We start from the raw sequence: 11,531 nt of genomic DNA on the forward strand, positions 1-11,531 counted from the left end.
ATCGCCCCGACCGCCGCGGACACCGCCTGGCACCGCATCGTCGCCCGCTACGACGAGCTGCTCGCCCTCGCCGACACCCCCCGTCGTCCGGCTCAACCGGGCGGTCGCGCTGGCAGAGGCGGAGGGGCCGGCGGCCGGGCTCCGCGCGCTCGACTCGGTCGCCCTGCGCGGCCACCGCCTGCCCGCGGTCCGCGCCGAGCTGCTGGCCCGGCAGGGCGAGACCGCCGCCGCCCGGACGGCGTACGACGCCGCGATCGCGCTGTGCGGCAACGACGCGGAGCGCGCGCACCTGCTCCGGCGCCGCGCGGCGCTGGGCTGAGACCGGTCAGCTCTCCGCGGCGGCGGCCCGGATGTCGTCCCGGAACCGGCAGAGCAGCCCGAGCACGCCCTCCGGTCCGTCGACGACGACGTCGGCGAGCGGCTGCAGCGCGCTCTCCTCGGCCGAGGCCGAGCACACCCGGAGCGTCGCGACGTCGCGCTTCTCCAGCTCGGCCACCGCCTCGAACGCGTCGAGGTCGCCGAGGTCGTCGCCGGCGAAGAGGAAGCCCCGGGCGTCGAGGTCGTGGGCGAGCTTCTCGACCACCTGGCCCTTGTCGGAGCCCGGCGAGCGGACCTCCACGACGTTGCGGCCGGGTTCGGTCACCAGCCCGTTGCGGTCGGCGAGGTCGCGCAGCACGGGGAGCAGCCGGTCGAACGCGCCGCGCGGGTCGGGCAGCCGACGGGTGTGGACGGCGACCGCGAGGCCCTTGTCCTCGACGTAGGCGTCGACCGCGTCGGCCTGCCGGAGGGCACGAGGGAGGTCGCGCTCGAACGTCGCGAGCCCGCGCGGCGGGCGCGGGCCGACGATCCGCCGGTGGCTCGAGCTCCACCGCTCGTTGCCGTACTGGCCGAAGAGGAACAGCTCGCGGCCCGCTGCCTGCACCGCGTCGCCGACCTCCTCCAGGCCCCCGAGGTCGAGCGCCTGACGGGCGGGCCGGCCGGTGATGACGGCGATCGCCGCGACCTCGCGGGCCAGGTCGACGAGCACGTCGGCAGCGTCGGGATGGATGCGCGCCTGGGTGGGGTCCTCGACGATCGGGGCCAGGGTGCCGTCGAAGTCGAGACCGACGACGGCGCGCGGCGCGGCGCGGACCAGCGCGGCGTAGCGGTGTTCACCCTCGATCGACGAGAACTGCACGCCTCCACCCAACCACGGCCCGCAAGCAGCGGTCAGGCGAGCTCGCCGGTGAGGATCACCGTCAGGTCGGTGTCGCTCATCTCGCCGTCGGCGGGCATCAGCCGCTGGATGCCGAGGTCGAGCGCGAGCTTCTGGGCGGCGTCGCGCATGCCCGGCGGGAAGTAGACGGTGGTGGCGGGGATCGTGCCGTACCAGTTGTCGGCGGCCACGCCGTTCCACCCGACCTCGTCGACGCGGGCGAGCACGTCGGCCGCCAGGCCGGTGATGCCGGAGTTGTTGAAGACCACCACGCCGACGTCGCTGCGCACGACCGGCGGCTTGGTCTTCTTCGGCTTCTCCGGCTTCTCCTCGTCCTCGGCGCCGTCGCTGGGGGCGGTGACCTCGGGGCTCTCCTGCTGCTGGGCGGCCTGGGTGATCTCGCGCTCGGTGGGCTCCTCGCCGCGGGTCGCGAAGAAGGTCACGGCGGCCAGGGCGACGGCGACGACGCTGAGGAGGACGACCGGCGAGGGCAGGACGGCGCCGCGCTCGTCGCGGCGGGGGTGCGGGGGCCAGGTGGGGAAGGACATGGCCGGTCCGCTCAGAGCTCGAAGCCGAGGCGGCGCGCCGAGCGCTGCCGCTGGCGTTGGGAGCGCAGCCGCCGGAGGCGCCGCACGAGGAGCGGGTCGGCGGCGAGGGCCTCGGGCCGGTCGATGAGGGCGTTGAGGACCTGGTAGTAGCGGGTGGAGCTCATGTCGAACTTCTCCCGCACGGCGGTCTCCTTGGCGCCGGCGTACTTCCACCACTGACGCTCGAACTCGAGGATCTCGCGGTCGCGCTCGCTCAGGTCACCCCCTGGCGATGCGGCGGCGGGGGGCCTCGGTGCTCCGCTGGGGATCCATGCTCACCCGCTGGCTCGTCCGACTCTGCTTCCAGGCTCCACTGTAGACGGCGAATCACAGCGATGTCATTCAGGCCCTCGGGGTGTTGCGGGCGGATTCGGCGGACCTGGCCCGGCTGCCCGGACCGCTAGGGTCCGGCGCATGACCGACACCGTGCGGTGGGGCATCCTCGCGCCCGGCGCGATCGCGGGGCTGCTCGCGCGCGACCTCGCCCTCGTCCCCGACGCCGCGATCACCGCCGTCGCCTCCCGCGACCGCACGCGGGCCGAGGCGTTCGCGGCCGCGCACGCGCCGGGAGCCCGGGCGTACGGCGACTACGCCGCGCTGGTCGCCGACCCCGAGGTCGACGTGGTCTACGTCGCCTCCCCGCACGCGCTGCACCTGGAGCAAGCGACGCTGGCGCTGGCGGGCGGCAAGCACGTGCTGTGCGAGAAGCCGCTCACCCTCGACCGCGGCACGGCCGAGGCGCTGGTGGCCGTGGCCCGGGCGCACGACCGGTTCCTCATGGAGGCGATGTGGAGCGCCTGCCACCCGGTCTGGCGCGACCTCGCGCGGCGGCTGCGGGCCGGGGACTTCGGCACGCCGCGGCAGCTCGCCGCCGACCTGTCCTTCGTCGCCGACGTCGGTCCCGACCACCGGCTGCGCAACCCCGCGCTCGGAGGCGGGGCGCTGCTCGACATCGGCGTCTACCCGCTGACCTTCGCCCACGTGCTGCTGGGCGAGGCACTCGAGCTGCGGGCGACCGGCGTGCTCGACACCCGTGACGCCGCGCCGGGCGTCGACCTCGACGTGGCGATCGCCGGCCGCTACCCCGGCGAGCCCGAGGTGGTCGCGGCGCTGCGCACCAGCCTCACCTCGCACTCGCCGTGCACGGCGACGATCGCGACCGACGAGGGCTGGGTCGAGGTGCCCACGGAGTTCCACTTCCCGAGCCACTTCACGTTCCATCCGCGCGATCCCCGCCGCGGAGCCGACGGCGGCACCGCCGAGCCGGTGCGGTTCGACCCGCCGGAGCCGGTGGTCGGGACCGGCTACGGCAACGAGGTCGCCCACGTCGGCGACTGCCTGCGCCGCGGCCTCCGCGAGTCGCCCCTCGTCCCGCACGCGCAGACCCTCACCGTCCTCGGGCAGATCGACGACCTCCGTCGCCAGCTCGGCACGCACCCCGGGCTGACGGCTGGCTGACGGGCCGACGGCCGGGCTCAGCCGCCCGCCCGCAGGAACCGCACCACGGCCAGCACCCGCCGGTGGGCGCTGTCGTCGTCGGGGCTGAGGCCGAGCTTGGCGAAGATCCGCTGGGTGTGCTTCTCCACGCCGCCGAGGGTGACGACCAGCTCCTCGGCGATCGCCGCGTTCGACCGGCCCTCGGCCATCAGCGCCAGCACCTCGCGCTCCCGCGGGGTCAGCGCGGTCAGCGGGTCGCGGTGCCGGCCCATCAGCTGCCGCACGACGAGCGGGTCGAGCACGGTGCCGCCGTCGGCGACCCGGGCGACCGCGACGAGGAATTCCTCCACCTCGGTGACCCGGTCCTTGAGCAGGTAGCCGATGCCCTGCTCGCCGGTCGCGAGCAGGTCGTCGGCGTAGGCCACCTCGACGTACTGCGACAGCACCAGCAGCCTGGCCTCCGGCCACGACCGTCGTACGTCGACCGCGGCACGCAGCCCCTCGTCGGTGTGGCTGGGCGGCATCCGCACGTCGACGATCGCCAGGTCCGGCCGATGCCCGAGGACCGCCTCGACCACGCCGGGGCCGTCGGCGACCGCCGCGACGACCTCGTGGCCGGCCTCCTGGAGCAGCAGCTGCAGGCCCTCCCGCAGCAGCACCGAGTCGTCGGCCAGCACGATCCTCACGCGGCGGTCCTCACGGGCAGATCCTCACCCGAGCGGGACCTCGGCCCGCACCCGGGTGGGTCCGCCGTCCGGCGAGGCGACGACGAGGCTGCCGTCGACGCCGTCGAGCCGCTCGCGCAGACCGTGCAGCCCGCGGCCCGGCGCCGGGCCGGCGCCGCCGCGGCCGTCGTCGTCGACCGTCACCACCAGCCGGCCGTCGACGACCTCGACCCGCACCTGCGCCCGGGTGGCGCCGCTGTGCTTGGCGACGTTGGTGAGGCTCTCGGCGACGACGAAGTACGCCGCGGTCTCCGCGGCCTGGGGCAGCCCGTCGGGCACGTCGACGACGACGTCGACCGGGATCGCCTGGCCCGCGGCCATCTCCCGCACCGCGACCGCGAGCCCGCGGTCGACGAGGAGCGGCGGTGCGATGCCGCGCGACAGCGCCCGCAGCTCCTCGACCGTCTCGCGGGTCTGGGCCAGCGCGGCGTCGATGGTCGCCGCCGCCCGGGCGGGGTCGGTCGTGACCTGGCGGCGGGCCCGGCCGAGGTCCATGCCGAGCCGGATCAGCCGCTGCTGGGGCCCGTCGTGGATGTCGCGCTCGAGCCGCCGCAGCGACTGCGCCTCCGCCCGGTGCGCCGACTCGCGGCTCTCCTCCATCCGCACCAGGCGGCCGACCATCTCCACCCGGCTGCACAGCAGCATCCGCGCCACCGACGCGTGGGTGCCGGCCGCGAGCCGCACGGCGAACGGCAGTGTCACCAGTGCGACCACGCCGATCGCCAGGTTGAGCAGCGACTCCGGGGTCCGCCCCTCGCCGAGGCCGAGGAGCTCGGCCAGGCCGACGTTGTCCTCGTCGAACGGGATGTAGCGCTGCCAGAACCAGTAGGTGAGCCCGCCGAGCACGAGCGACCACCAGACCACGGTCACCACGAACGCGAACAGAGCGGTCGCCAGCGCCACCAGGCTCCACAGCACGTCGAGCCAGGTCTGGGCGTCGCGCAGCGGGGTGAGGACCGCGCGCACCCGGCCGTCGCCGGGCGCCGGGCGCAGGTAGGCCGGGAACGGCGCGTCGAGGCCGAGCATCGACCGCAGCCGGACCCGCTCCGCGTGGGCGAACCCGCGGGCGACGTACGCCGTCCCCAGCAGCACCGCCAGGCCGACGCCGGCCACGACCAACGTGCCGAGCCCGGCCGCGAGCCCGGTGAGGACGACGGAGAACGACGGGACGGCCAGGACCAGCGCCGTCACGCCGTAGCCGCTGTCGAGCAGCAGGCGACGGACGAAGCCGTCGCGCCCCTGCGGGGCGGGGCGCCGGGCGGCGTCGTCGGGCGACTCGGTCGCACCCGGCTCGGGGGTCGGGCTCACGGGCACCAGCATCGTCTCGGTCATGGCAGCAACGCTAGGAACGCGCCGGGCCCCGCACCATCCGGCCAGCCCGACAGCCGGTGTCGGGCCAGCCCGACAGGCGGGCGCGGCCGCCCGGCCGGGCGCGACGGTCCGGCTAGATGAGTAAGTCCAAGGGGTCGTGCAGGTCGCGCAGCGTGCGAACCCTTGGACTTACTCATCTAGGGGTGGGTCTCGTGCCGAACCATCTCGTGATCGTCGCCAACCGCCTGCCGGTCGACCGCATCACCGAGGAGGACGGCAGCACCTCGTGGCGACGCTCCCCCGGCGGTCTCGTCAGCGCCATCGAACCGGTGATGCGGGCCAACGACGGCGTCTGGATGGGGTGGCCGGGCGGCACCGACCAGGACCTCGAGCCGTTCGAGGACGACGGCCTCCAGCTGGTGCCGATGACGATGACCCAGGAGCAGATCGAGGGCCACTACGAGGGCTTCTCCAACGCCACGCTGTGGCCGCTCTACCACGACCTCGTCGCCAAGCCGGAGTTCCACCGCGAGTGGTGGGACGAGTACGTCAAGGTCAACCGGCGGTTCGCCGAGCGGGCCGCCGAGCTCGCCGCGAAGGGCGCCACGGTGTGGGTGCACGACTACCAGCTCCAGCTGGTGCCGCAGTACCTCCGCGAGCTGCGGCCCGACCTGCGGATCGGCTTCTACCTCCACATCCCGTTCCCACCCGCCGAGCTGTTCCAGCAGCTGCCGTGGCGCCGGCAGCTGCTCGAGGGCCTGCTCGGTGCCGACCTGGTCGGCTTCCAGCTGCCCGGCGCGGCGCAGAACTTCGTGCGGCTCGTGCGGCAGCGGGTCGGCCACAAGACCCACCGCGACCTCGTCTACCTGCCCGACGGCCGCACCGTGCGGGCGGCGGCGTTCCCGATCTCCATCGACGCCGCGGGCTTCGAGGAGCTCGCCCGCTCCGAGGCGGTGGTCGAGCGGGCGAAGGCGATCCGCGAGGCGCTCGGCAACCCGCGCAAGATCTTCCTCGGCATCGACCGGCTCGACTACACCAAGGGCATCTACGCGCGGCTGCGCGCCTTCGGCGAGCTGATCCGCGACGGCCACGTCGACGTCGAGGACGCCGTCTTCGTGCAGGTCGCGGTGCCGTCGCGGGAGCAGGTGGAGCAGTACAAGCTGCTCCGCGACGAGATCGACCGGCTGGTGGGCCGGCTCAACGGCGACCTCGGCCGGATCGGCCGGCCGGCGATCAGCTACCTGCACACCTCCTACCCGCGCGAGGAGATGGCGGCGCTCTACCGCGCCGCCGACATCATGGTGGTGACGCCGTACCGCGACGGGATGAACCTGGTGTGCAAGGAGTACGTCGCGTGCCGGGTCGACGAGGACGGCGCCCTCGTGCTCTCGGAGTTCGCCGGGGCGGCCGACGAGCTGCGCCAGGCGTGGCTCATCAACCCCTACGACATCAACGGCATGAAGGCGGCGCTGCTCGAGGCGCACCGGGCCGAGCCCAAGGAGCTCACCCGCCGGATGCGGGCGATGCGCAAGACCGTGACCCAGCACGACGTCAAGGCGTGGGCGGCGAGCTTCATGACCGAGCTCGACGACATCGGGAGCCACCGCAAGATGGTGCGGCCGGCCACCCGCTCCTGAGCAGCCGCTCATGGATCTGGTGCCGAAGCCCGATCAGGTCGTCGCCGCGGCCGGCAACGTGGCGCACAAGCTGCTCTACGGCGGGCTCGCCGACCTGCGCCCGATGCCCCGGACCCTCATCGACGAGGGCCGGCTCCGCGAGGTCTACCACTACCGCCCGGCCGGCGCGGTGCAGGAGACCGGCGACCCGGTGCTGCTCGTCACGCCGCTCGCGGCGCCCTCGCTCTGCTACGACCTGCGCCGGGGCTGCTCGCTGGTCGAGCACCTCGTCACCGGCGGCCGGCCGACGTACCTCGTGGAGTACGGCGAGGTCTCCTTCCGCGACCGGGACCTCGGGATGGAGCACTGGGTCGACGAGGTCGTGCCCACGGCGGTCCGCGAGGTCTCCCGGCACGCCGGCGGCCGGCCGGTGCACGTGGTCGGCTGGAGCCTCGGCGGGATCTTCTCGCTGCTCGCGGTCGCCGACGCCACCGACCTCCCGGTGGCGTCGCTGACGGTCGTCGGGTCGCCGGTCGACGTCAGCCTGGTGCCGCTCGTCGCGCCGTTCCGGCCGCTGCTCGACCTCGGCAACGGCCGCGGGCTCGTCACCCGTGGCTACCGGCTCCTCGGCGGCGCCCCGAAGCCGCTCGTCCGCTGGGCGTTCCAGCTCACGTCGGTGCAGAAGCTGGTCACGAAGCCGGTGGCCATCGCGGCCAACATCGACGACACCGACTTCCTCGCCCAGGTGGAAGCGGTCGACCGGTTCACCGACAACATGATCGCCTACCCCGGCCGGACGTTCGGCCAGCTCTACCACCGGTTCGCGAAGGGCAACCAGCTCGCCTCCGGCGAGCTCGCGCTCGGCGACCGCACCATCCGGCTGTCCGACGTCGCCGTGCCGGCGCTGGTCTTCGGCGGGGCCACCGACCAGATCGCGCCGGTGCCCGCGGTGAAGGCGGTGGTCCCGATGCTCAGCGGGTCGCCCGAGGTGCGGTTCGAGGTCGTGCCGGGCGGCCACCTCGGGATGCTCACCGGCCGCGCCGCGCGGCGGAGCACCTGGCAGGTCCTCGACGAGTGGCTCGACGAGTGGTCCACCGACCCGGCGCCGCCGGAGCCGGCGATCGGCACCAACCCCGAGCGGCGGCACCGCTCGTCGGCGTCCCGGGCGCTGGGCCGCTGAGGGGTGTCGGGTCTGGTGCGGGGAGCGGGTAGGCCGGGTGAGGTTTCCCCGGCCGACCGGGGAAACCTCAACTTGTCGGGCAAAGCAATGCCGGACAAGTGGAGGTTTTGCCCGTCACGTCCGCCCCGACGCATACGCGCGCCTGGTCAATTGTGACCAGACGGACCTGTCCTGCCGCCCGATGCGCGACCGGGCCCGCGACTCCTAGAGTCGGACCTGCGTCGCCCCTGGGAGGGAGAGGGGCGACGCGGGCACTTCTCCCGGAGCGACCGTGGTCAGGCCACGAGGTCGGCGTAGTCGGGGTGCTTGTCGATCCACCGCTTCACGAACGGGCAGCTGGGCACGACCCGCAGCCCCTCGGCCCGGATCTGGTCCAGGGCGCCCCGCGCCAGCCTGCCGCCGACGCCCTGCCCCTCGAACTCGTCGCGGACCACGGTGTGCGTCAGCTCCATCGCACCGTCGCGCTCGCGGTACTCGGCGAACCCGGCGAGCCGCCCGTCGTCGGTGCGGATCTCGAAGCGGCGCCGCTCGTCGTTGCGCGTCACCGTGGTCGTGTCGGTCATGCGGCCGAGGCTACCGACCGGCCAGGGGCTCGAAGGCTCAGAGGCGGCCTACCGGACGCGGGCGTACTCGTTGACGACCACCCCGGTCTCGAACGTCCGGCTCGCCGTCAGCCGCTGGAACCGGGGCGCGTAGCCGCCGTCGAAGAGCGGCACCCCGGCGCCGAGCACGACCGGGTTGACCTTGAGGACCATCCGGTCGACCTCCTCCGCCAGGACGCCGGCGAGCCGACCGCCCCCGCACAGCCAGATGGCAGTGCCGTCCTCCTTCTTCAGGCGGCGCACCTCGGCGACCGGGTCGTCGGCCACCAGGCGGATCCCCGGGGGTACGTCCTCGTCGACGTGCCGCCGGGTGAAGACCACCTGCTCGAGGTGGGGGTAGGGGTCGCGTACGCCGTGCTGGAACCCGGCGGCGTAGGTGTTCCAACCCATCACGACGGTGGAGAACCGGGACCGGTCGGCCTGCAGCCCCGCCGCCTCCAGTCCGACCGCGGGCACCGTGTCGGCGTACTCGCGGAAGATCCAGTCGATGTGGTCGCCGGTCACGGGGAAGGCGGAGAAGTCGTCGTCCGGGCCGGAGATCCGGCCGTCGAGGGAGACGGCGACGAAGTAGACGAGCTCACGCATCAGGACTCCAATCACTACAGATGTCGTGATCCACACAGTACGACGTCTGTAGTGGTTCGCGCTAGGGTGCGGGCATGGTCCGCAACGAAGGCCGCCGCACCGCGCTCGCCGACGCGGGCCTCGCCGTCCTGGCCCGCGAGGGAGCGCGCGGGCTGACCCACCGCGCCGTCGACCGCGAGGCCGGCGTGCCGACCGGCACGGCGTCGAACTACTTCCGGTCGCGCACCGAGCTCGTCGAGGCGCTCGCCCACCGGATCGGCGAGCGGCTGGCGCCCGAGCCGAAGGTGCTCGAGCGGCTCTCCCGCCACCCCCGTCGCGCGCCCTGTTCGCGACCTACGTCCGCGACATCGTGCGCCGGTTGACCACCCACCGCGACGTCACCCTCGCCCTGCTCGAGCTGCGCCTCGAGGCGGCGCGGCGTCCCGAGGTGGCCGGACCCCTCGGCGACTGGCTCCGCGCCGGGTTCGCCGCCGACGTCGCGTTCAACACCCAGGCCGGCCTGCCCGGCGGCGCGCGGGAGATCGCGCTGTTCCACTACGCGGTCGACGGCCTGCTGCTCGACCGGCTCACGACCTCGATCGACCCGGCGACGCCCACCGACGAGGTGGTGGACGTCCTCGTGGAGCGACTGCTCCCCGACTAGATGAGCAAGTCCAAGGGTCGCGCAGCGTGCGAACCCTTGGACTTGCTCATCTAACGTTCGGTCCCGTGAGCGCGTTGGCGGGACTCGTGGACAAGGGCCTGGTCGCCCCGGACTGGGCGGAGGCGCTGGCGCCGGTCGACGACCGGATCGCGGCGATGGGGCGCTTCCTGCGGGAGGAGCTCGCGGCCGGCCGGCCGTACCTGCCGCACGGCGACCACGTCTTCCGCGCCTTCCACCGCCCGCTCGCCGAGGTGCGGGTGCTCGTCGTCGGCCAGGACCCCTACCCGACGCCCGGGCACCCGATCGGCCTGTGCTTCGCCGTCGACCCGCACGTCCGCCCGGTCCCGCGCAGCCTCGCGAACATCTACCAGGAGCTCGCCACCGACGTCGGGGTCACTCCCCCGCCCCACGGCGACCTCACCGCCTGGACCGAGCAGGGGGGTGATGCTGCTCAACCGGGTCCTCACCGTGCGGCCCGGCGCACCGGCCTCCCACCGCGGCAAGGGGTGGGAGCACGTCACCGCCTGCGCGATCGCGGCCGTCGTACGCCGTGCCGAGGCCGGCGCGCCGATCGCCGCGATCCTCTGGGGTCGCGACGCCGCCGGGCTCAAGCCCCACCTCGGGCCGATCCCCCTGCGTGGAGTCGGCCCACCCCTCCCCGCTCTCCGCCCACCGGGGCTTCTTCGGCTCCCGCCCGTTCAGCCGGGTCAACCAGCTCCTCGTCGAGCGCGGCGGTGCGCCGGTCGACTGGACCCCTCCCCCACGACCCTGCCTGACGCCCCCCGCGAAGGTCCTCGTTCTCGGCGCGCAGCCGGTCGACCTCGGCCTCGAGCTCGAGCACGCGGGCGATGCCGGCGAGGTTGAGGCCCTCGCCGAGGAGGTCGCGGATCCGGTGCAGCCGGTCGATGTCGGCGCGGCTGTAGAGCCGCGAGCCACCGGCCGTGCGGGCCGGCTCGAGCAGGCCACGCCGCTCGTAGACCCGCAGGTTCTGCACCTGCATGCTGACCAGCTCGGCCGCGACCGAGATGGCGTAGACCCCGCGGTAGTGCTCGGCCACCGTCCCGCCCCTTCCGCTTGAAACTTCGGGAATACGTAATCTATAACAGTCATTACAGGTAGTGAAGCGTCGGGCAACCCGCTCGACCGACTCGGAGGAGGAACCATGTTGCTGCGAAACACCGACCCGTTCCGCGACTTCGACCGCCTGGCCAACCAGCTCCTCGGCTCGACCCTGGGCACCACCAACCGCCCCGCGGTCATGCCGATGGACGCCTGGCGCGAGGGCGACACGTTCGTCATCGAGTTCGACCTCCCCGGCGTCAGCCGCGAGAGCATCGACATCGACGTCGAGCGCAACGTCCTGACCGTCAAGGCCGAGCGGGTGGCGCCCAACGGCGACTGGCAGCGGCTCGCCACGGAGCGGACCCACGGCCAGTTCACCCGCCAGCTCGTGCTCGGCGACAACCTCGACCTCGACCGGATCGAGGCGGCCTACGACAGCGGCGTGCTGCGCCTCCTCGTCCCGGTCGCCGAGAAGGCGAAGCCGCGGCGGATCGAGGTGGCCGGTGCCGCCCCCGCGGTCGGCCAGAAGGCCGAGGAGAAGGCGATCGAGGCCTGACCGGACCGCACGGGCAGCACGTCCGCGCGACC

Annotated in this window: 13 protein-coding genes and 2 pseudogenes; 7 read left to right on the forward strand and 8 right to left on the reverse strand. The window is 73.8% G+C overall.

Features of this window, described 5'->3' with window-relative positions; genetic code table 11:
* Positions 1 to 325: 325 nt before the first annotated feature.
* Genes otsB through MF408_RS04405 form a run of 3 tightly spaced genes read right to left on the reverse strand, consistent with a single transcriptional unit; the run spans position 326 to position 2,051 of the window.
* Positions 326 to 1,177, reverse strand: a complete 852-nt coding sequence (gene otsB, locus MF408_RS04395) for a trehalose-phosphatase (protein WP_240250401.1) — start codon at positions 1,175 to 1,177, stop codon at positions 326 to 328.
* A gap of 32 nt (positions 1,178 to 1,209) precedes the next feature.
* Positions 1,210 to 1,743, reverse strand: a complete 534-nt coding sequence (locus MF408_RS04400) for a LytR C-terminal domain-containing protein (RefSeq protein WP_240250402.1) — start codon at positions 1,741 to 1,743, stop codon at positions 1,210 to 1,212.
* 11 nt (positions 1,744 to 1,754) lie between these two features.
* A complete protein-coding gene (locus tag MF408_RS04405; protein ID WP_240251656.1) occupies positions 1,755 to 2,051 on the reverse strand; it encodes a DUF3263 domain-containing protein in 297 nt (98 codons plus the stop codon).
* A gap of 145 nt (positions 2,052 to 2,196) precedes the next feature.
* On the opposite strand from MF408_RS04405, the gene MF408_RS04410 reads away from it, so the two are divergent.
* Complete coding sequence (locus tag MF408_RS04410; RefSeq protein ID WP_240250403.1) at positions 2,197 to 3,240, forward strand: Gfo/Idh/MocA family oxidoreductase; 1,044 nt, start codon at positions 2,197 to 2,199, stop codon at positions 3,238 to 3,240.
* Positions 3,241 to 3,257: 17 nt separating this feature from the next.
* Here the strand turns inward: MF408_RS04410 and MF408_RS04415 are convergent, their stop codons facing one another.
* Positions 3,258 to 3,905, reverse strand: a complete 648-nt coding sequence (locus MF408_RS04415) for a response regulator transcription factor (protein ID WP_240250404.1) — start codon at positions 3,903 to 3,905, stop codon at positions 3,258 to 3,260.
* A gap of 24 nt (positions 3,906 to 3,929) precedes the next feature.
* Positions 3,930 to 5,276 carry a sensor histidine kinase gene (locus MF408_RS04420; protein ID WP_240250405.1) on the reverse strand — a complete coding sequence of 449 codons (1,347 nt, stop codon included), beginning with the start codon at positions 5,274 to 5,276 and terminating at the stop codon, positions 3,930 to 3,932.
* Between the two features lie 191 nt (positions 5,277 to 5,467).
* Between MF408_RS04420 and MF408_RS04425 the strand changes: the two genes are divergently transcribed.
* Entirely contained in the window at positions 5,468 to 6,892 is a 1,425-nt protein-coding gene (locus tag MF408_RS04425; RefSeq protein WP_240250406.1) for a trehalose-6-phosphate synthase, read from the forward strand.
* A gap of 10 nt (positions 6,893 to 6,902) precedes the next feature.
* A complete protein-coding gene (locus MF408_RS04430) occupies positions 6,903 to 8,051 on the forward strand; it encodes an alpha/beta fold hydrolase (protein ID WP_240250407.1) in 1,149 nt (382 codons plus the stop codon).
* A gap of 275 nt (positions 8,052 to 8,326) precedes the next feature.
* On the opposite strand, the gene MF408_RS04435 is transcribed toward MF408_RS04430, so the two are convergent.
* A complete protein-coding gene (locus MF408_RS04435; protein WP_240250408.1) occupies positions 8,327 to 8,614 on the reverse strand; it encodes a GNAT family N-acetyltransferase in 288 nt (95 codons plus the stop codon).
* A 48-nt stretch (positions 8,615 to 8,662) separates the two neighbouring features.
* Positions 8,663 to 9,238: a dihydrofolate reductase family protein gene (locus MF408_RS04440; protein ID WP_240250409.1), complete on the reverse strand. Its 576-nt coding sequence runs from the start codon at positions 9,236 to 9,238 to the stop codon at positions 8,663 to 8,665.
* A 74-nt stretch (positions 9,239 to 9,312) separates the two neighbouring features.
* Here MF408_RS04440 and MF408_RS04445 point away from each other — a divergent pair, with 74 nt between their 5' ends.
* The 3 genes and pseudogenes from MF408_RS04445 to MF408_RS04455 all read left to right on the forward strand — a co-directional run.
* Positions 9,313 to 9,600, forward strand: a complete 288-nt coding sequence (locus tag MF408_RS04445; RefSeq protein ID WP_240250410.1) for a TetR family transcriptional regulator — start codon at positions 9,313 to 9,315, stop codon at positions 9,598 to 9,600.
* The gene (locus MF408_RS04450; protein WP_240250411.1) at positions 9,588 to 9,881 is read left to right on the forward strand and encodes a hypothetical protein; all 294 of its coding nucleotides are present in this window, start codon (positions 9,588 to 9,590) and stop codon (positions 9,879 to 9,881) included. Before MF408_RS04445 ends, MF408_RS04450 begins: the two co-directional genes overlap by 13 nt.
* Before the next feature lie 65 nt (positions 9,882 to 9,946).
* Positions 9,947 to 10,632 (forward strand): annotated as a pseudogene (locus MF408_RS04455) (uracil-DNA glycosylase); the annotation flags it as partial.
* 93 nt (positions 10,633 to 10,725) lie between these two features.
* On the opposite strand, the pseudogene MF408_RS24930 reads toward MF408_RS04455, so the two are convergent.
* Positions 10,726 to 10,938 (reverse strand): annotated as a pseudogene (locus MF408_RS24930) (MerR family transcriptional regulator); the annotation flags it as partial.
* Positions 10,939 to 11,043: 105 nt separating this feature from the next.
* On the opposite strand from MF408_RS24930, the gene MF408_RS04465 reads away from it, so the two are divergent.
* The gene (locus MF408_RS04465) at positions 11,044 to 11,499 is read left to right on the forward strand and encodes an Hsp20 family protein (protein WP_275693342.1); all 456 of its coding nucleotides are present in this window, start codon (positions 11,044 to 11,046) and stop codon (positions 11,497 to 11,499) included.
* Positions 11,500 to 11,531: the final 32 nt, after the last annotated feature.

The sequence above is a fragment of the Nocardioides sp. TF02-7 genome (assembly GCF_022437945.1).
GTDB lineage: Bacteria > Actinomycetota > Actinomycetes > Propionibacteriales > Nocardioidaceae > Nocardioides.

Coding starts and splice junctions, on each gene's coding strand:
- MF408_RS04400 (WP_240250402.1), bottom strand. CDS start 1,743: ATGTCCTTCCCCACCTGGCCCCCGCACCCCCGCCGCGACGAGCGCGGC.
- MF408_RS04410 (WP_240250403.1), top strand. CDS start 2,197: ATGACCGACACCGTGCGGTGGGGCATCCTCGCGCCCGGCGCGATCGCG.
- MF408_RS04420 (WP_240250405.1), bottom strand. CDS start 5,276: ATGACCGAGACGATGCTGGTGCCCGTGAGCCCGACCCCCGAGCCGGGT.
- MF408_RS04430 (WP_240250407.1), top strand. CDS start 6,903: ATGGATCTGGTGCCGAAGCCCGATCAGGTCGTCGCCGCGGCCGGCAAC.
- MF408_RS04435 (WP_240250408.1), bottom strand. CDS start 8,614: ATGACCGACACGACCACGGTGACGCGCAACGACGAGCGGCGCCGCTTC.
- MF408_RS04440 (WP_240250409.1), bottom strand. CDS start 9,238: ATGCGTGAGCTCGTCTACTTCGTCGCCGTCTCCCTCGACGGCCGGATC.
- MF408_RS04445 (WP_240250410.1), top strand. CDS start 9,313: ATGGTCCGCAACGAAGGCCGCCGCACCGCGCTCGCCGACGCGGGCCTC.
- MF408_RS04465 (WP_275693342.1), top strand. CDS start 11,044: ATGTTGCTGCGAAACACCGACCCGTTCCGCGACTTCGACCGCCTGGCC.